This is a genomic window from Bacillus sp. 2B09 (assembly GCF_003946835.1).
In the GTDB taxonomy this organism is placed as follows: Bacteria; Bacillota; Bacilli; order Bacillales; family Bacillaceae; genus Bacillus; species Bacillus altitudinis.
On the sequence record NZ_RPSG01000004.1, the window covers coordinates 141,339 to 161,370 of the forward strand.

Consider the following 20,032-nt stretch of genomic DNA (forward strand, 5'->3'; position numbering starts at 1 on the left):
AAAGACGACTCCATTCCGTTAGGAGCCGTCTTTTCAACATTATGCTTTCAGCTCTTCAATACGCTTTTGAACAGCTTCGCGTTTTGCGACATAATCACGTTCTTTCGCACGCTCTTCTTCTACGACGCTTTCAGGCGCTTTTTTCATAAAGCCTTCATTCCCAAGTTTTTTCTGTACGCGCTCAACTTCTTTTGTCAGCTTATCAAGCTCTTTTTGCAGACGGGCAATTTCTTCGTCTAAATTGATTAAACCTTCAAGCGGAAGAATGAGCTCTGCTCCAGAAATAACTGCTGTCATCGCTTTATCACTAGCAGGAACATCCGTGCCAATTTCAAGCACACTTGGATTCGTAAAGCGTTCAATATATGAACGGTTCTTCTCTAAACGTTCCTGTACATCAGATGTGGATGCTTTGATATATAGCTCGACTTGTTTGCTCATTGGTGTGTTGACTTCACTGCGAATGTTACGAACAGAACGAATCAGTTCAACAAGCAGTTTCATATCAGCAGAAGCTTGTTCGTTGGAAAGCTCCGGCTTCACTTCAGGCCATGCCGCTACAGTAATGGACTCACCTTCATGAGGTAGATGCTGCCAGATTTCTTCTGTTAAGAACGGCATAAACGGATGTAGAAGTCTCATCGTTTGATCTAATACATACGCAAGGATCGAACGAGTCGTTTTCTTCGCCGCTTCATCTTCTCCATAAAGCGGAAGTTTCGCCATTTCAATGTACCAATCACAGAAATCATCCCAAATGAAGTTGTATAAATGTCTGCCCACTTCACCGAATTCATACTTATCAGCAAGCTGTGTGACACTTTCAATTGTTTCATTTAAGCGTGTCAAAATCCATTGATCAGCAACTGATTTTTCTCCTGTCAAATCAAGCTCATCGTACGTTAAACCATCCATATTCATGAGAGCAAAACGGGATGCGTTCCAAATTTTGTTCGCAAAGTTCCAAGTGGATTCAACCTTTTCAAAGCTAAAACGTAAATCTTGACCTGGAGAGCTTCCAGTCGCTAAGAAATATCTCAGTGAATCCGCACCGTATTTGTCGATGACCTCCATTGGATCAATTCCGTTGCCAAGTGACTTACTCATTTTACGCCCTTGTTCATCGCGAATAAGACCATGAATGAGGACATCTTTAAATGGTTTTTCTCCTGTGAATTCAAGACCTTGGAAGATCATACGAGATACCCAGAAGAAGATGATGTCATAGCCTGTTACAAGCAGATTGGTTGGGTAGTAGCGCTTGAAGTCTTCACTTTCTGCATCTGGCCAGCCCATTGTAGAGAAAGGCCAAAGCGCTGAACTAAACCATGTATCAAGTACATCGTTATCTTGCTCCCAGTTTTCAATATCTTCTGGCGCATCAAGTCCCACGTATACTTCCTTCGTTTCTTTATGATACCAAGCCGGGATGCGGTGGCCCCACCATAGCTGACGAGAAATACACCAGTCACGGATATTTTCCATCCAGTGTAAATACGTCTTTTCAAATCGGTCTGGAACAAATTGAACTTGCTCATCACCTTTTTGCAGATTGATGGCTTCATCTGCGAGCGGCTGCATTTTCACAAACCATTGTGTTGATAAATATGGCTCCACTACAGCGCCACTGCGCTCACTGTGACCAACTGAATGCATGTGGTCCTCAATTTTGAACAAAATGCCTTCTTCTTGAAGATCTTTCACAAGCTGTTTACGACATTCGAAGCGGTCCATTCCTTTGTATTGAAGTGCGTTTCCATTCATTGTGCCATCTTCATTCATCACAAGAATGCGCTCTAGGTTATGACGGTTTCCAAGCTCGAAGTCATTCGGGTCATGAGCCGGCGTAATTTTTACAGCTCCTGATCCAAATTCCATATCGACATAGTCATCCCCGACGATTGGAATCTCTCGGCCTGTAATTGGTAAAACAACTGTTTTCCCAATCAAATGCTGATAGCGTTCATCTTCAGGATGTACAGCGACTGCCGTATCTCCCAGCATCGTTTCAGGTCTTGTTGTCGCAATTTCAATCGAACCTGATCCATCTGCAAGCGGATATCTCAAGTGATAAAACGCACCTTGCACATCCTTGTAGATGACTTCAATATCAGAAAGGGCCGTTTTTGTTGCTGGGTCCCAGTTAATGATGTATTCTCCGCGATAGATCAATCCTTTTTCATACAATTGAACAAACACTTGGCGAACCGCTTTATTCAAGCCTTCATCTAATGTAAAACGCTCACGCGAATAGTCTAGACCTAGACCCATTTTCGCCCACTGGCTGCGAATAAAATCGGCATACTCTTCTTTCCATTTCCACGTTTCTTCTACAAATTTTTCACGTCCGAGATCATAGCGGCTCACGCCTTCTTCGCGAAGCTTCGCCTCTACCTTTGCTTGTGTTGCAATACCCGCATGGTCCATTCCTGGCAGCCATAAAACATCATAGCCCTGCATCCGTTTCATACGAGTCACGATGTCTTGAAGGGTTGAATCCCAAGCATGCCCTAAGTGTAATTTTCCTGTCACGTTTGGTGGAGGAATGACGACTGTATATGGATCTTTCGTTTTGTCATTTTGTGCTTCGAAGAATTTCCCTTCAAGCCAGTACGTATAGCGGTCTTTTTCAATCGCATTTGGATCGTACTTTGTTGGCATTTCTTGATTATTTGTTTCCATTTGTGTTACCTCCACATTTTTTCGGCTGATGAAACATAAAAAAAGCCTTCTCATCCTTATAAAAGGACGAAAAAGCTTTTTCGCGGTACCACCTTTTTTCACGAAACACTTAGACGTGTCCCGTACTCTCTAAAGGATAACGGGGATCTCCCGAATTTCTCTACTACATGTTTCAAGAAATTAAGCTCACAGGCGACCTTCCAAACAAGTGTATCCTAGAAAACCTTTCAGCTATTGGTTTCCCTCTCTTTAGGGTCTTGCTCGTACTCTTCCTGATCCACGCTTACGATATATCACGTTCATCAGCTTATACTCATCTTTTATTAATATTACTAAATGCCTTTTGTTTTCGTCAATCATCTTTTCCGCTTTTCTTCTTCTTTATACAAATTGGGCAGGCACCCTTTGCCTCTTTGCCCATATGATAATAACAAAATAAAGAAGGAGGGCGTTTTATTTTGAAAAAGATCAATCCTTACACACTCCCCCCATGGCTTAGACAAATTCGGGCAGTTGCCTCCCAAGTCGTTCTCCCGATTGCCATATTTCAAGGCTTTCGCACGATCATTTTTCCCACAACATTTGACGTCCTCATCTTAGGAATTCTTATATTTCTCGCCTGTGCCTTTCACCTTGATTGGTTTTAAGAGAGCTGAAAGCTGCAGGCTCACTCTTATGTATAGGTCATCCCTCGTTAGACATTTCATAGCGCAACAGCAAACAACCTCGTCACTCTTCTGATGACGAGGCATTTTGTTCTTCTTCAAGGCGTCTAGCCTGCTCAATTTCGTGTATTTTCATGACGGTCGGCTCAGAATTTTTCATTTGCCAATACGCCCTTAACAGCTCCTGACAACTTTCCATCTCATCCTGTCCGCCTGCTTCATAGGCTTTCACCGTATCAAACAAACCCTGCGGATAAGCGAGGTAGCTCAAGAACAAATGAATCTCTTCCTCACGAAGTTTATTTCCCTTTTGATACGTATAAAACAAAGATGTGCATTCAGGACAAGGAGTAGGGTAGGTTTTGAATGTGCGATAGTAAAAGGTCAAAAGGTCATATATGGGGGCAGCCTTTTTGGACCGCTCAAAATTGGTGAAATGTCCTGTACCTACATCATTGTACAAAAAGTGATGGACTGACAATTGCCCATGGTTTAACACAATACGTGTCGTCTCTTGGTCTTTCATTTCCTCATGCCAATCCTCTAAACGTTCAAGTGCAAATTCACTTGCAGACATCGCTTCTGAAAAATACATAGCAGCAGCCAGCTCAAATGGCGACATATACCATGTTTGTTCTGCCCGCTCGATAAATCGTTCATACATGTCTTTCTCTGTTTCCCATTTGCTTTTCATTTGGGTGTAGTGAGCCTCTATTTCCTGCTCAGTAATGTCCATCATGACTTCTGTTCGTTTATGAAGTCTTGCAATCTCTTGAAATAAATATTCATGTTTATCGTCCTGCTCTTCTCTCTTTTCATTCGTCAGCCATGGCATGAGATAATACGTGTACTGGCTTTCTCGATGATTAGAGAAAAAGGAACCGCTCTTCGTGCGATAAATCGGCACAAACGAGCGATAGCCTTTTGATTCTAGTTCAAGCATTTGCTCTGTAAACTGCATGTGTCGATGGGGTTTTACTCGCTTTAGTGCAAATACGCCCTGCTTTGTATACACTCTAACGACTGCTGGACTGACAGGTTCGATATATTCAGCCTCAAGCCCGTATTCGTATAGGACAGATTGGATTTCATCCACGTTCTCTCACCACATTTTCTCGGTCCATCATCTCATACTATGCATTGCTTTTTTGATATTCAGGAATATAAAGAATCTGCCCTTCTTCAAGCTCTGCATCCACCGACAATGAATTCGTTCGAAGGAGCTGCTGCACATTCAACTGATATCGCTCACAAATACGATCGACCGTATCTTCTTGCTGAACTATACATATTTTCATGCGAGAAAAATCTTCCTCCTCCTGCTTAGCGAACAGCTTCGTTAAATAAAGAGAATTCTCACTGCCAGACGCTTCTCTCTGGTCATGTTCAAACTCCTCAGCTTCTTGAGCTGATTCATACACCTTTGGTGCTTCACGTTCATATAATCGTTCGAACTGATAGCTGTCATCCCGCTCTTCCTGTGTCTGTTCCATCTGATAAGCAGGTGATTCAAAGGCTGGATAAGCTGGCGGCTCTTCTTCTTCCTTGCTCTCTGCTTCAGGGTCTTTCCTCACTTCCACCTCAAAGAACGTATCATCCCGCTCCTCTTCTTCTAACAGCTTAGGCGGGTCAAAGAATGGCGGCTCTTGAACTTGAGCTTCTGGGAAGGAACGATACCCAAGCGCCACGGCTTCTTCTTCCTCATTTTCCTCCTCTTCTTCTGTTTCTTCCACCATCACCGTCTCGATGTCTATTTCATCCTCTTCTTGTTCAGTTCGCGCTTCATGTTGCAAAGCGGCCTGCTGTTCTGCATTTTCTTCATGCTCTTCATATTCAGACTGCGCCTGATATTCATAAGTGACATCGCCATATTCCTCTTCAGCACGATGGACAAATTCATATGGCTCTCCTACAAGCGGTTCAGGCGTTCCTTCATCTAACAGACCTTCAATGGCCAAATCAGCCTGAATCGTGAGCAAACGACTTTCTGTCAGCTGGTAATCAAATGCATCAATAAACACAAATACATCATTTAAATGACTAATTTTGTTCTTGGGGATCGTGATATCCACCGGAAATTGATGCAGCAGCTCCGCCGTTCCATCCTCTCTTACCTTCACCTCATCAGCCTGCCTGTATGATGCATAGGAACTGGATTCACCCATTAGCTCCTCTTGATTTATGTTGTATTCTCCTGTTAGCTCGAGTGAACCTCTAATGGAAACATAATCATTCACTTCTTGAACGAGAATGTCAGGATCGAGAGAAATTGACAGTAGCTCACTGACTTCCTGTCCGTTTTTGAAATAAATGGACTCTTCTACCGAAAACTGTAATCGATTGTTTTGAGACAAGTCGGTGTCCTCCTTTCATCTAATCCTTCAAAATAAAATTAGATGTCAATACAGATGTATGAAGGAGGCAGTGAAAATATGATTGGTTTTATGCAAAGCAAAAAGCCGATATGTCTCCATATCGGCTCAGCGTGTAGACAAACCCTCGCATTCGGTGTCAGTCCTGCGCGCTGGTGCTCACGAATGTCAAATTCGCTCCGCTCCGGTGCTCGTCCTTCCTAGACTGCAAAGGTTTTCTTTCACGCTGAAAAGAAGACAAAGGGCTAAAATAAAGTTCATTTTAACCCTTTGTCAACGATCTAAGCCGATATGTCTCCATTTCGGCTTTTGGTTACTGAGCTAATTTTTGAAATACCTTTTCAACTGTCTCAATTGTATACTCGATGTCTTCATCCGTATGAGCAGTTGATAGGAACAGCCCTTCGAATTGTGAAGGTGGAAGGAAGATGCTGTGATCAGCCATTTCCTTGTAGAATTCAGCGAATAAAGCGAGGTCAGCTGTTTTCGCTGTATCGTAATTGACGACTTGTTCGTTTGTAAAGAAGAATCCAATCATGGAACCTGCACGGTTAAATGTTAATGGAATCCCATGTGCTTTCGCCGCTTTTGAAATGCCTTCTTCCAAACGATCTCCTTTGCGTCTAAACTCTTCATAAGACTCAGGTGTCAGCTGTTTTAATGTTTCAAGACCTGCTGTCATCGCAAGCGGGTTACCGGATAACGTTCCTGCTTGATAAATCGGGCCGCTCGGCGCAATTTGTCTCATAATGTCCGCTCTACCGCCATAAGCACCAACTGGCAGGCCGCCTCCGATGACTTTACCAAGACATGTCAGATCAGGCGTAATGCCAAAATAGCCTTGGGCACAATGATAATCCACACGGAAGCCTGTCATGACCTCATCAAAAATGAGTAAAGAGCCATATTGTTCGGTGATGTCTCTCAATCCTTGCAAGAAACCTTCTTGCGGAGGGACAACCCCCATATTTCCTGCAACTGGTTCTACAATGACACCTGCAATGTCGTCTCCAAATTCTTCAAAAGCGACTTTGATGCTTTCTAAATCATTGTATGGAACGGTGATCGTATTGCTTGCTGTACCTTCAGGGACACCAGGGCTATCCGGAAGTCCAAGCGTTGCCACACCCGAACCAGCTTTAATAAGCAAAGAATCACCGTGGCCATGATAACAGCCTTCAAATTTCACAATTTTGTTTCTGCCTGTAAAACCACGTGCTAGACGAAGCGCACTCATCGTCGCCTCTGTTCCAGAGCTGACCATACGAATGACCTCAATAGAAGGAACTCGTTCTGATACAAGCTTAGCTAATTCATTTTCAACTAAAGTAGAAGCACCGAAGCTTGTACCATGTTCAGCTACTCGTTGAATACTTTCAACCACACGGTCATTTGTATGCCCTAAAATAAGCGGTCCCCATGATAAGACGTAATCAATATATTCATTTCCGTCAATATCGTATATTTTTGCGCCTTTGCCTCGTTCCATAAAAATCGGGTCTGTATTGACTGATTTAAATGCGCGCACAGGGCTGTTCACACCACCCGGCATTAACTGCTGCGCTTCTTTAAATGCTTGCTTTGACTTTTCATAGCTACGTCCCATTTCAATGTCCTCCTGTCTATCCGTTCTTTATTCTGAGAGCCATTTTGCTGCATCTTTTGCATGATACGTAATGATTAATTCTGCGCCTGCACGTTTCATGCTAGTCAGCATTTCAAGAACAAGCTCTTTTTCAGAAATCCAGCCATTTTGAGCTGCTGCTTTCACCATTGCATACTCTCCGCTCACATTGTACGCAACAACAGGAAGTGTAAATTCATTTTTCACATCACGCATGATATCTAAGTATGAAAGTGACGGCTTCACAATCAGGAAGTCAGCGCCTTCTTCTACATCAGACTGCGCTTCTCTCAGTGCTTCTAAGCGGTTTGCAGGGTCCATTTGATACGTTTTACGATCTCCAAACTGCGGTGTGCTATGCGCCGCATCACGAAACGGACCGTAAAAAGCACTTGCATATTTCACAGCATATGACATGACAGGCACATGAACAAAGCCGGCCTCATCAAGCGCCTCACGTATTGCGATAACAAAGCCATCCATCATGTTTGATGGAGCAATGATATCTGCACCTGCACGAGCCTGACTGACAGCGGTTTTCGCTAAGAGCTGAAGAGATTCATCATTTAAAATTTCTCCATCTTCAACGATTCCGCAATGTCCGTGATCTGTATATTGGCATAAGCAAGTATCAGCAATAACCACAAGCTCAGGGAAATGCTTTTTGATTTCAAGCGTTGCTCTTTGAACAATCCCATGATCGTGATAAGCTTCACTGCCTACATGGTCTTTATGGTCTGGTACCCCAAAAACAATGATAGATTTAATCCCAAGGTCAACAAGCTCTTGGACTTCTTCTTTCACAAGATCAACTGAAATGTGATAGACACCCGGCATTGAAGGGACTTCTTTCCGGACATTCTCTCCCTCTACAAAAAAGATCGGATAAATGAAATCAGAGGGTCTTAAAAATGTTTCTCTCACCAATTCTCTCATTCCTGCGCTTGTACGCAATCTGCGGTGTCTGTTAAATTTCATCATTGGTTCAACTTCCTTTCAGATAAACGGCACATCAAATCAAGCATCCCGTCTATCGTATAAGTATCTGGGGTTTCAGAAGAAATCCCGTATTGAAGCAGTGCCTCTTGTGTAAGAGGACCGATGCTCACAAAACATGTGTCTGATGCAGCTAATCTATCGATATCAGCCTCCATGGCGTGCATAAAAGAATGAACAGTGGAGGAGCTTGTAAATGTAATAAAATCAAATGATTGCTCCATCATTGCCGACTTGAGTGCGATAATTCCGTCCTCATCCTTCACTGTTTCATATATAATCCACTCTTTTACGTCAATGCCAAGCGGAACGAGGGTATTCTTCACCACATCTCGTGACAGATGGCCTTTTGCTACAAAGACACATTCTTCTGGGTGTACATGATCAATTAAAGCATCTGCCAGTTCTTCTGCTATAAATCGCTCTGGAACCACATCCACTTTTAGGCCGTGCTGCATCAGATAGGCAGATGTTTTTTCACCTACGGCCGCCACTTTCAAGTGGGATAAGCTTTGATGTAATTGATGCTTCTCTATATAACTAAGAAAAAAAGACGCACCATTTACACTCGTAAACACAAGCCAATGGCTTGCTTCTAAATCTTCTAAAAATGCCTTCGCTTTTTCTTTTGTCAGCGTTGGTTCAAACCTGATAAGAGAGGTTAAAACAGCATGGCCGTTCAGCGCTTCAATTTTCTGCTGAAACGCACCCGCTTGACGTTCATTTCGAGTGACAAGCACCGTCTGTCCGTAAAGCGATTTGGCTATCGTCATTGGGAAGACAGATCCTTTTTCACCTTGTCGATCAAATCTTTTGCTCCCTTATCCGCCATTTGCTTCGCACATGCTGTTCCGATTGCCTCAGGGTCAGTACCTGTTACGGTTTCTCGAATAATCGTATGGCCGTCCGCAGATGCCACAAGACCTGTCAATTCAATTTCATCACGCTCATTCATCGTTGCGTAACCAGCGATCGGCACTTGACAGCTTCCATCCATTTGCTTAAGGAAGGCTCTTTCAGCAAGGACCGTTTTCTTTGTATACTCATTTGTGAATTGAGCTAACAGCTGCAAGAGCTCTTCGTCATCTCCCCGACATTCTATCGACAATGCGCCCTGCCCCACAGCAGGAAGGCAAGTATCAGGAGATAAAAATTCCGACACGACTTCTTGACTCCAGCCCATTCTAGACAATCCAGCAGCCGCTAGAATAATCGCATCATATTCTTCATTTTTCAGTTTTTCGAGTCTCGTATCAATGTTTCCACGGATCCATTTAATCTCAAGATCTGGTCTCTTCTGAAGAAGCTGGGCACTGCGCCGTAAGCTGCTCGTTCCCACAACCGCTCCCTTTGGCAGTTCATGAAGACGGAGATGATCCTTTGAAATCAATGCATCCCGCACATCTTCACGCTCAGGAATACAGCCGATGACTAAACCTTCCGGAAGAGAGGCCGGCATATCTTTCATGCTGTGTACCGCCATGTCAATGTCATGGTTCAGCATTGCCTGTTCAATCTCTTTAACAAACAGACCTTTTCCGCCAACCTTTGATAAGGTCACATCTAAAATTTGATCACCCTTTGTCACAATCTCTTTAATTTCAAAAGAATAAGAAGGGTTTAGTTCAGACAACTTTTGAATGACCCATTTTGTTTGTGTAATCGCAAGTTTGCTTCGTCTAGAACCTACTTTAATTGTACGCATTACGTCTTCCTCCCGACAATGCCCTTAAGACTCATCATTATTGAAACCAATGAAAGGTTGATAAGCTACCAAGCAGAAAATAATTGATCATCAGCACAAGAAATGAAGCGACATTCCATCGCGCCACGATTTTGCCCTGCATATTTCTCACCAGTCTAATGTATAAGTAAAAGCCGTATAAAAACAGCATAATAAACGAACCGAGCACCTTTGCATCTGTCCAGTACAACGTATCATACGAAATATATGCCCATATAATGCCAAGAATTAAACTTAGCAAGAGCATCGGCACGCCAATAATATTTAAGACATACGCCATATGATCAAGCTTTGATAAGTCTTCAATTCTCAAAAGCCATTTTCCCCATTTTTTCTTTTTCAGCAAACGATATTGAAATAGGTAGAGTAGTGAAAAAGCAAATGAAAGTGAAAAAGCGCCGTATGATAAAATGGCCATCGTAATATGAATGACGAGCAGCTCACTCGTCAGTTTTCCAGTCAGTTCGGCAGAATGAAGATCAGATGGTGTAAAGGTGTGAATCGCCATCATGGAAAAACCAATCACATTTGTAAAAAAGACAATAAATTCAACGCGTAATACTTTTGTCAAAACAAGTGACAATGTCACAAGCACCCACGTATAAAAATATAACCCCTCTGCTACATTCAACACAGGGAATCGGTCTGTTTCCATCATAATATAAAACATGTAGACTGTTTGCAGCAGCCAGACAATAGAAAGCAACCAGAAAGCCATTTTTCCAGCCTTCCGGTTGTGTTGAAGAAAATCTATGAAATAGAACAAGACACTGAGTGCATAGATCAAGGTCGTCGCTTCACCTAGTCTCGCTACAATGGATTCCATCATCGCCTAATCACTCACTGGCAACTGTAGCAAGGCCTTGTGCCATATTTGTTTTAAACAGCTGAAACGCCCCTTGCTCCACCTGCATCGGCTCTGCCTTTTGCTCTTCATCTTCAACCTGTAAATCAAAGATTTCTTTAAAGAGTAAAAGTTTTTCCTCTGCATTCGGCTCCCCGGCAATTTCTTTGGCCTTTAAGATAGGATCTTTCAGCATTTGATTGATGATGCTTTTCGTATGTTTATTTAACAGCTTCATTTCACGATTTGTGAGGTTTGGAAGCTTTCGTTCGATGCTTTGCATCGTATCCGCTTGAATCGAGAGTGCTTTTTCTCTTAAAGCAGAAATCACAGGAACCACTCCGAGCGTATTAAGCCATTGCTTAAATTCCACAATTTCAGCTTCGATGAGAAGCTCCACCTCTTCAGCTACTGCACGGCGCTCTTTCAGGTTAGCTGCCACAATGCCCTCAAGGTCATCAATGTCATACAAAAAAGCACCTTCTACTTCAGAAATAGCTGGATCTAAATCACGTGGTACTGCAATATCCACCATGAATAGAGGTCTGCCTTTTCTCTGTTTGTTCGCTTTTTCGACCATTTCCTTTGTGATCACAAATTGTTTAGCCCCAGTAGAGCTAATTAAAATATCCGCTTCAGATAAAGTTTTTTCTAATTGATTCAAGCTCTTAGGCTCTCCTGAAAAGCGGCCGGCCAGTTCTTTGGCCTTTTCAAACGTTCGATTGATGACTGTTACCTGGCCAATCCCTTGACCTTGAAGGTTTTGAGCCGCCAGCTCGCCCATTTTACCCGCACCAAGAATAAGGACATGTTTATCAGAAAGACGTCCAAAGATTTTTTTGGCAAGTTCCACTGCCGCATAGCTGACAGATACAGCATTAGACGCAATATCTGTTTCCGCATGAGAGCGCTTCGCAACTGTTACCGCCTGCTTAAACAAATAATTGAAAACGGTACCAATGGTCTTCTCCTCTTGAGCGACTTTAAAGCTTGAGCGCACTTGACCGAGTATTTGTGTTTCACCAATGACCATAGAATCAAGTCCACAGGCAACCCGGAATAAATGCTCAACCGCACCATCATTTTCATAAAACTTCAAATATGGAGAGACATCTTCTTTTTCTAAACCGAACCAATCTGCTAAAAATCTTTTTATATAAAATCGACCAGTATGAAGCTGATCTACAACTGCGTAGATCTCTGTTCGATTACATGTTGAGATGACGATATTCTCTAGAATGCTTTTTTCTTCTTTAAGCTTGGACATCGCTGTTCCGAGCTCGCTCGGTTCAAAGCTCAGCTGTTCCCGTATCTCAACAGGGGCTGTTTTATAATCTAAACCCACAACAAGAATATGCATAACTTCAGCTTGCACCCCCAACGCCCTGTCTAATTTATAATAATTACAATATAGAATTTATTATTTATAATGATTATAACATATATTCATTTTTAACTGGATAAAAATTGTGAACAGATTTCAAAAATGTTGTGATATAGTAGAAAAATGTTCGACATCGAATGCCATATCATCACTTCAAGCAATTTACCAGATTTGGCGCGTGCGGACAAATGATCTGCTTATAAGAAGGTGACATCTTTGAAGAAGAAATCTATTTTGCTGCCGCTCACTTTGCTGGCTGTAGCACTATATGCCATTCTCTCAGGAGATCAATTTGACATTTGGAAAGATCAGGAGAAATGGTATACACTTGTACTGCTTTTTGGCCTTGCTTTCTTATATCAAGGAAAGAAGGAACAGGAAACCTCTCATGTGTTTATCGGTATGCTCATGACAGGCCTTGCGCTACACTTTATCCTTCAGCCGAAATTAGAACACTGGCCAGATACATTTACGATGATTGTGTTCATCGTCGGCCTCGCACTTTTGATGAAGTCATCACAGAAAAAGGAATATCGAATAGAAAGTATTGTTCTCATTGCACTCGGTCTATTCCTTTATTTCTTTCAACAAATTACAAAGCAACTTAGCACACTTTCGATCCCTACTTCCGGTTTTGAATTGTACTGGCCATATGTATTGATTGCCGTCAGTCTCCTCTTATTATTTTTAAAAAGGAAATAACTTATACAATATAATTGTTTGATAAGCCATCAATTGGATGTTTTATAATACACATCTTACGAGAAGAAGAAGATCCAGTTTAACTGATATAGACGACAATAACCGCCTTATCTGCAGTTGCTTGTGTAGCAACATTTTGCAGATAAGGCGGTTTTGTTTTTCTCCCCTTATGTCAAGTATCATTAAATTGATATCAGTGTCACTGTCAAGCAATTATTATCATTTTTATGGTTTCGTCTCAAGTTCGTTTTCATCAGGTAATCTAAATCCAAATTCTTTTTCCCATAAATCATTTCCGCTATCAAACATTTCATTTAGTATATCCACTTCATCAGCTTGATTCCCAAATCCAGCATCATGAGCTAAAATAACGCCGAAATACGACATACAATCGTAATAATAGTTTTGTGGTAACAGCATATGTAAATGCCAAACCTCATCAATTTCAGTATTTGGGGCAAAAGAACAATCGGGATATTTTTTGATCATGAACCAAAATTTTTTGTATTGATCTACTAATCGAGTGACATTCTCTTTATCCATTCCTTCAAAATAGTAACCAAACTTCAAACATGCTTCTACTAAGTCCACCGAAAAGTCAGGATAACTCACTTTATCCATTCATTGAATTCCCCTTTTTAAAATATTTTTTAGAATCAAAAATCGAATGATTCCTATACAAAGACATAATGGAATGATATAAGAAATATTGAAAATTTTAGAACTTTCCAACATGAATGTAATCACTGTAATGATTAATATCGTTCCTAGCTGATTCAATGTATTCATACCTGCAAGTGCCATACTTCTATAGTGAGGATCAAAAACAACTAAAAAAGATGCTTTGATTAAGCTCATAAACAACGGGTTAATGAGTGTCAAAATAAAAAAACCAATTAAAAACAGTGAACTATTGGGCGCTAAAATCATTAGAATTAACCCAAACATAAGATATATCGTTATAAGGTAGACTTTCGAATGTATTTTTTGTATATCCATTCTTCGGATCAATAGATTTCCTAGTAAAACCGATACTCCGCCAATTAGCCAAAATAATGATACAGTAAGATCACTTGCCGAAAACGTTTCTTTCAGAATAATAAACGAATAATTCATTACTACAGGTAAAAACATCCCATCAATAAACATGATGCACAAATAACTCTTTGGTACTTTTTTAAATATTTCAACATTCGCGAAAGATATACTTTCGATTTTCAACTGGGCAACAATTGGATACAAATACTCATAAACCAACAAACCAATAAAAAAGAGCAGAAAAACAAGATACATTTCTGATCCAAAGAATATAAACAAAATTGGTCCACTAAAGAAACCAATTGTTTTAGCTGAGAGTAAAAACATATTACGATATGCAATATCTTTATGGGGTTGATTGGATAAAAACATGTTAAATCCCGATTCTAAAATAAACGATAAGCCATTTATAAAAAATTGAAAAGCAAGCATTAAAAAAAACATTAGATTAAATAATTGATTGTTTAAAGCAAAAAACGAAGCAAGGGTTAGGATAGACAATGTGGTGACGAAAAATTTTGCTGTGTATCTAGAAAAAACTTTAAATAAATAGTTGCTCACAATATTACTTAAAATAAACGAAAAGCCACCAATCAGATACATGCTGCCTGCATAAAAATAGGAACCAGTCATCTCAAAGAAATAAAGAGGCAATCCAGTCCAAACTAGTGCCCCTATGAAAACAATCATAGTATCCAAATAAACTAATGTACTCACTCTACTAATATTCATGTACACTATTCCTTATTTAAGTGTTAAGAAACAGAGATTCTAAAAAACCTCTGTTTCTCATCATACTCTCTTACTTTTTCTTTAATTCCTTTTGCATTTCTTTCATTTCATTTAGCGAGTAATTATAGCATGTTCTCGCTTTCAGTTTTGATTGTTTTTCCTTCATTTCATTTAGTGAGTAATTGTAACAAGTTCTTGCTTTTAATTTCATTATTACCACTCCTATCTGAAATATTTTCAATATCATATTACCGTAATTGATTTTATTTGTAAATATGGAAATTAATTATAATTTAGCATCTATTTAATAAACTTTCGGCATTCAATAATTTCTAGAAACAGAACGAATTTAAACTTAATCGTTTTCCTTCAAGTTCTACGTTTTTCTCAGCATATGAAAAAAAGTTGTAAGAAAACAAATGTTTTCTTACAACTTTTTATTATCTTCTTAGCTGTTAATCTTCGCAAGGATCGCATTCCATGCTTCATCTTTTCCCTTTTTTGTTTCAGAAGAGAAAAGGATTAATTCATCTGATGGGTCGATGTCGAGTGTCTGTTTGACGACTTTCGCATGCTTTTCCCATTTGCCTTTTGGAATTTTATCGGCCTTTGTCGCAATAATGATCACAGGAACTCCATAGTATTTAAGGAATTCATACATGTTCACATCGTCTGCGGATGGCTTATGACGCAGATCCACAATTTGGACGACTGCTTTTAACTCTTCACGCATTGTAATATACGTTTCGATCATTCTCCCCCATGCTTCGCGCTCTGTTTTTGATACTTTTGCAAAGCCATAACCTGGGACGTCCACAAAATGGAGCATATCATTAATAATGTAAAAATTAAGCGTCTGGGTCTTTCCTGGTTTAGAAGACGTACGCGCTAAATTTTTCCGATTAATCAATGAGTTAATGAACGAGGACTTTCCAACATTTGATCGTCCAGCAAGTGCGATCTCAGGCAGCCCCCCGCTCGGGTACTGCTCTGGTTTCACCGCACTAATGACGATATCTGATTTTGTTACTTTCATCTTCCCTCTCCTACTAACGCTTTCTCAAGCACCTCATCTAAATGTGAAACCGGAATAAAAGTTAATCCTTCTCTCACACTTTCAGGAATATCATCAATATCCTTCTCATTGTCCTTTGGAAGAATAATCGTTTTCAGTCCTGCACGATGTGCGCCTAATGCTTTTTCTTTTAATCCGCCAATCGGAAGCACTCTTCCTCTTAACGTAATTTCTCCTGTCATACCAACCTCTTTTGAAACAGGACGTCCTGTGAGTGCTGATACAAGAGCCGTCGCAATGGTAATACCAGCTGATGGCCCGTCCTTTGGAACCGCACCCTCTGGAACATGGATATGAATATCGTGCTTTTCATTAAATTGAGGATCAATGTTCAGTTCATCTGCTTTTGAACGAATATAACTGAATGCCGCCTGCGCAGATTCTCTCATGACATCACCGAGCTTACCTGTTAGCAAAAGCTTGCCTTTACCAGGCGAGAGTGAGACCTCGATGGACAAGGTGTCTCCGCCAACTGTGGTATATGCAAGGCCTGTGACAACGCCGACCTGATCGGTCGTTTCCGCCTGACCATAACGGTAAAGTCTTTTTCCGAGGAATTCAGATAAGTTCTTTTCCGTCACTGTGATGCGTTTGCGGTCTTCAGCCACAATTGCTCTTGCCGCTTTTCGGCAAATCGCCGCAAGCTGACGCTCTAACCCGCGGACTCCTGCTTCTCTTGTGTAATAGCGAATCATATCGTAAATCGCTGCTTCACGAAGCTGCAAGTTCCCTTTCTTTAATCCGTGCTCCTTTAGCTGCTTCGGCAGAAGGTGATCTTTCACAATTTCTGCTTTTTCAACTTCCGTATACCCTGCAATCGTGATAATCTCCATTCTATCACGAAGTGGACCTGGAATGGTTGCTAAATTGTTGGCAGTTGCGATAAATAAGACTTGAGACAAATCAAATGTCTCTTCAATATAATGATCGCTAAAGTTATGATTTTGCTCTGGATCTAACACTTCAAGCATCGCAGAAGACGGATCTCCTCTAAAGTCAGAAGACATTTTATCAATTTCATCTAAAAGAAATACCGGATTCATCGTGCCCGCCTTGCTCATCCCGCGAATGATACGGCCCGGCATCGCACCTACATAAGTTCTTCGATGACCACGGATCTCAGATTCATCACGTACACCGCCAAGAGAGATACGGATAAACTTTCGATCGAGTGATTTGGCAATGGATTTAGCAAGTGACGTCTTCCCTACCCCAGGAGGTCCTGCTAAGCAAAGAATCGGTCCCTTTAATGAATTTGTCAGTTTCTGAACAGCAAGATATTCGAGTACCCGCTCTTTTACTTTTTCAAGCCCGTGGTGCTCGTCATCTAAAATTTCGCTTGCAAGCTTTAAATCTAGACGATCTTCTGTATAAGTGCCCCACGGCAGATTGATCAGCCAATCAATATAATTGCGGATGACAGAACTCTCAGCAGAGCTTGAAGGGATTTTTTCATAACGGTTCAGTTCTTTTAAAGCCGTTTCACGAACGGAATCTGGCATGCCGGACTCTTCAATTTTAGCCATAAGCGTACTGACTTCGCCTGTTTTCCCCTCTTTGTCTCCAAGCTCTTTTTGAATAGCTTTCATTTGTTCGCGCAAATAATATTCTTTTTGCGTTCGCTCCATTGAACGTTTGACACGCTGCCCAATTTTCTTTTCAATCTCTAGCACTTCTTTTTCATTGTGAATGAGACTGATGACCCGATTCAACCGTTTTTTGACATCGACTGTTTCCAGCACTTCTTGCTTGTCTTTTAATTTCAAAGGAAGGTGGGAAGCGACGATATCCGCCATTCTTCCAGGTTCTTCAATATCCGTCACCGTTGCATATGTTTCAGCTGAGATTTTTTTTGAAATTTTTATGTACTGATCAAAGTGATCTAACAAAGTGCGCATGAGTGCTTCTGCTTCTGCGTCCTTTAATTCTTCTTCTGTCAACTCTTTAATATCGACTGACGTATAGTCTTCTAGCTCCATGTAGGATTCGATCTGCGCTCGATTTAAGCCTTCGACGAGCACACGGATCGTTCCATTTGGCAGCTTCAGCATTTGTTTAATTTTTGTGTAGGTGCCGACTTTGAAAATTTCCTCTTCACCTGGTTCATCTATTGAAATTTCCCGCTGTGTTGCTAGAAAAATCATATGATCGTTCATCATCGCCTGTTCTAATGCTTGAACAGACTTTTCGCGCCCAACGTCCAAATGCAAGACCATTGTTGGATAAACAAGCAAGCCTCGCAGCGGAAGGAGCGGAACATTCTTTTTGATTTCATCTGCCATGTTGATAGACACCTCCGTCACTAGTATGAATCATTATAATATACCTGTTTCAGTCTTGTACAATGTAAAAGACTTGAGAAATGATGATCTTACCGTAGTATACCCTTTCTTTTTATCTTGAAAAAGAAAAAAAGATCTATTTCACTAAAAAATCCCCATATGAGATGGGGATTAAACAGATTTCCTTTTCATTTCTTCTTCTAGTCCATCTTTCTTCTCATCTGGCGGATTGACCAAACACTGATCCAGCACTTCTTGGAAGTGCTTCACAGGCACAATCGTAACCCCTTCAATCTCTTTTAAGATCGACTGCTGATTGTCATAAGGGATGATCACTGTTTTGACACCCGCTTGTTTGGCTGCCTTGATTTTTGGTATGACACCGCCGATCGGCTTCACCTGACCTTGTAATCCAATCTCACCGGTCATCGCCGTTAAATGATCAATCGGGATTTGATGAATGGCTGAGAAAATGGCTGTGGCCATCGCAATTCCAGCAGATGGCCCATCAATCGGGGCACCAGCCGGAAAATTAATGTGGATATCATATTCATTTGTTCGTATACCTAAGTTTCGAAGCACGGTTAAGACATTTTCAACTGAGCCCTTCGCCATACTTTTCCGTCTGATCGATTTCGACTGATTGCCGATGCTTTCTTCTTCCGCAATACCAGTAATATTGATACTGCCTTTTTCAAGCGCTTTACAAATGTTCACTTCAATTTCAAGCAGAGCCCCGCTATTCGGTCCATACACGGCAAGACCATTTACTACTCCTACCTTTGGCTTTTCCGGTACTTTTTGTTCATATCTTGGTGTCAGCTGGCTTGAATGAATGACCCATTCTACATCGGCGATCGTAATATCTTTTCGGTTTTCAGTGACAGCCATACCTGCGGCGATCTGTACCATGTTGACCGCTTCACGTCCATTTTTCACATAGGATGTTAACAGGTTCAGCCCTTCATCACTTAATTCCTTCTGTATTTTCTCGACTGCTTTAGCTGCAACAATTTTCAGCTCATACTGATCCAAATCCTTGAAGAAAATCTCCAAACACCTTGATCGAATAGCCGGCGGAATTTCGTCCGGTGTTCTTGTAGTAGCACCAATCAGTCGAAAATCAGCGGGCAACCCATTTTGAAAAATATCATGGATGTGATTCGGGATCTGCGTATTTTCTTCACTGTAATAAGCACTATCTAAAAACACTTTTCGATCTTCTAGCACTTTGAGCATTTTGTTCATTTGAATCGGATGCAGTTCTCCAATTTCATCGATAAAGAGAACGCCGCCATGAGCATGTGTGACGGCTCCTTGTTTCGGCTGCGGAATGCCTGCCTGTCCCATGGCCCCTGCTCCTTGATAAATGGGATCATGTACGGAACCAATCAAGGGGTCTGCGATGCCTCGTTCATCAAATCTTGCCGTTGTGGCATCAAGCTCAACAAATACTGCATCTTTTTTAAATGGTGAATCAGCGTGACGCTTCGCCTCTTCCATCACTAGACGGGCAGCAGCTGTTTTTCCAACACCAGGCGGCCCGTAGACGATGACATGTTGCGGATTCGGTCCACACAGGGCAGCTTTAAGTGCACGTATACCGTCTTCCTGCCCTACAATATCTTGAAACCCCTTTGGCCGGACTCTCTCTGATAAAGGTTCACTCAGTTTAATGGATCGCATCTTTCTGAGTGCTTCCATTTCTTTTTTTGATTCTTTATCGATCGTCACCTTTTGTGTGCGCTGATTTTTCAGTAAGTTCCAAAAGTACAACCCGATGACGATACCAAAGAACAGTTGTATGAATAATACGATTCCTGTCCAGCTCAATCGGTGCTCCCTCCTTCATCTATCGTTATGTATTGGTTTCTGTCTGCTAGTATTTCCTA

The 20,032-nt window shown here is 41.3% G+C and carries 17 protein-coding genes and 1 other annotated feature; of the genes, 2 read left to right on the plus strand and 15 right to left on the minus strand.

What is annotated here, in order from left to right; genetic code table 11:
* Window positions 1-39: 39 nt before the first annotated feature.
* Window positions 40-2,682 carry a valine--tRNA ligase gene (locus EBQ12_RS10235; protein ID WP_008342812.1) on the minus strand — a complete coding sequence of 881 codons (2,643 nt, stop codon included), beginning with the start codon at window positions 2,680-2,682 and terminating at the stop codon, window positions 40-42.
* 59 nt (window positions 2,683-2,741) lie between these two features.
* Window positions 2,742-2,971, minus strand: a binding site (T-box leader).
* Window positions 2,972-3,140: 169 nt separating this feature from the next.
* Between EBQ12_RS10235 and EBQ12_RS10240 the strand changes: the two genes are divergently transcribed.
* Window positions 3,141-3,329, plus strand: coding sequence for a hypothetical protein (locus EBQ12_RS10240; protein WP_003216497.1), 189 nt, complete (start codon window positions 3,141-3,143; stop codon window positions 3,327-3,329).
* Between the two features lie 82 nt (window positions 3,330-3,411).
* Here the strand turns inward: EBQ12_RS10240 and ysxE are convergent, their stop codons facing one another.
* From ysxE to hemA, 8 genes are all read right to left on the minus strand, one after another.
* Window positions 3,412-4,443 (minus strand): spore coat protein YsxE, encoded by a 1,032-nt coding sequence (ysxE, locus tag EBQ12_RS10245; RefSeq protein ID WP_017367730.1) that lies wholly within the window; start codon window positions 4,441-4,443, stop codon window positions 3,412-3,414.
* A 37-nt stretch (window positions 4,444-4,480) separates the two neighbouring features.
* Window positions 4,481-5,701 (minus strand): LysM peptidoglycan-binding domain-containing protein, encoded by a 1,221-nt coding sequence (locus tag EBQ12_RS10250; RefSeq protein WP_057079245.1) that lies wholly within the window; start codon window positions 5,699-5,701, stop codon window positions 4,481-4,483.
* A 331-nt stretch (window positions 5,702-6,032) separates the two neighbouring features.
* Window positions 6,033-7,325 carry a glutamate-1-semialdehyde 2,1-aminomutase gene (gene hemL, locus EBQ12_RS10255; RefSeq protein WP_125589901.1) on the minus strand — a complete coding sequence of 431 codons (1,293 nt, stop codon included), beginning with the start codon at window positions 7,323-7,325 and terminating at the stop codon, window positions 6,033-6,035.
* 27 nt (window positions 7,326-7,352) lie between these two features.
* Window positions 7,353-8,324, minus strand: coding sequence for a porphobilinogen synthase (gene hemB / locus EBQ12_RS10260; protein WP_007501555.1), 972 nt, complete (start codon window positions 8,322-8,324; stop codon window positions 7,353-7,355).
* Window positions 8,321-9,112, minus strand: coding sequence for a uroporphyrinogen-III synthase (locus EBQ12_RS10265; protein WP_007501556.1), 792 nt, complete (start codon window positions 9,110-9,112; stop codon window positions 8,321-8,323). The genes hemB and EBQ12_RS10265 overlap by 4 nt, the downstream gene beginning before the upstream one ends.
* Window positions 9,109-10,044 (minus strand): hydroxymethylbilane synthase, encoded by a 936-nt coding sequence (gene hemC, locus EBQ12_RS10270; protein WP_025207728.1) that lies wholly within the window; start codon window positions 10,042-10,044, stop codon window positions 9,109-9,111. Before hemC ends, EBQ12_RS10265 begins: the two co-directional genes overlap by 4 nt.
* Before the next feature lie 37 nt (window positions 10,045-10,081).
* Entirely contained in the window at window positions 10,082-10,912 is an 831-nt protein-coding gene (locus EBQ12_RS10275) for a cytochrome c biogenesis protein (protein ID WP_007501558.1), read from the minus strand.
* Window positions 10,913-10,919: 7 nt separating this feature from the next.
* Entirely contained in the window at window positions 10,920-12,287 is a 1,368-nt protein-coding gene (gene hemA / locus EBQ12_RS10280; RefSeq protein WP_024718410.1) for a glutamyl-tRNA reductase, read from the minus strand.
* A 240-nt stretch (window positions 12,288-12,527) separates the two neighbouring features.
* Between hemA and EBQ12_RS10285 the strand changes: the two genes are divergently transcribed.
* On the plus strand, window positions 12,528-13,013 hold the full coding sequence (locus tag EBQ12_RS10285; RefSeq protein ID WP_007501561.1) for a hypothetical protein: 486 nt from the start codon (window positions 12,528-12,530) through the stop codon (window positions 13,011-13,013).
* A gap of 225 nt (window positions 13,014-13,238) precedes the next feature.
* Here EBQ12_RS10285 and EBQ12_RS10290 read toward each other — a convergent pair whose 3' ends face one another.
* The 6 genes from EBQ12_RS10290 to lonB all read right to left on the minus strand — a co-directional run bounded on the left by EBQ12_RS10290 (window position 13,239) and on the right by lonB (window position 19,973).
* Window positions 13,239-13,634 (minus strand): glycine-rich domain-containing protein, encoded by a 396-nt coding sequence (locus EBQ12_RS10290; protein WP_017367731.1) that lies wholly within the window; start codon window positions 13,632-13,634, stop codon window positions 13,239-13,241.
* The gene (locus tag EBQ12_RS10295; RefSeq protein WP_065460829.1) at window positions 13,635-14,783 is read right to left on the minus strand and encodes an MFS transporter; all 1,149 of its coding nucleotides are present in this window, start codon (window positions 14,781-14,783) and stop codon (window positions 13,635-13,637) included. It abuts the gene before it with no gap.
* Window positions 14,784-14,853: 70 nt separating this feature from the next.
* Window positions 14,854-14,994, minus strand: a complete 141-nt coding sequence (locus tag EBQ12_RS19375) for a hypothetical protein (protein ID WP_017367733.1) — start codon at window positions 14,992-14,994, stop codon at window positions 14,854-14,856.
* A gap of 237 nt (window positions 14,995-15,231) precedes the next feature.
* Entirely contained in the window at window positions 15,232-15,819 is a 588-nt protein-coding gene (yihA, locus tag EBQ12_RS10300; protein WP_007501562.1) for a ribosome biogenesis GTP-binding protein YihA/YsxC, read from the minus strand.
* Complete coding sequence (gene lon, locus EBQ12_RS10305; RefSeq protein WP_007501564.1) at window positions 15,816-18,140, minus strand: endopeptidase La; 2,325 nt, start codon at window positions 18,138-18,140, stop codon at window positions 15,816-15,818. Before lon ends, yihA begins: the two co-directional genes overlap by 4 nt.
* Window positions 18,141-18,311: 171 nt before the next feature.
* Window positions 18,312-19,973, minus strand: coding sequence for an ATP-dependent protease LonB (lonB, locus tag EBQ12_RS10310; protein WP_125589903.1), 1,662 nt, complete (start codon window positions 19,971-19,973; stop codon window positions 18,312-18,314).
* Window positions 19,974-20,032 lie beyond the last annotated feature (59 nt).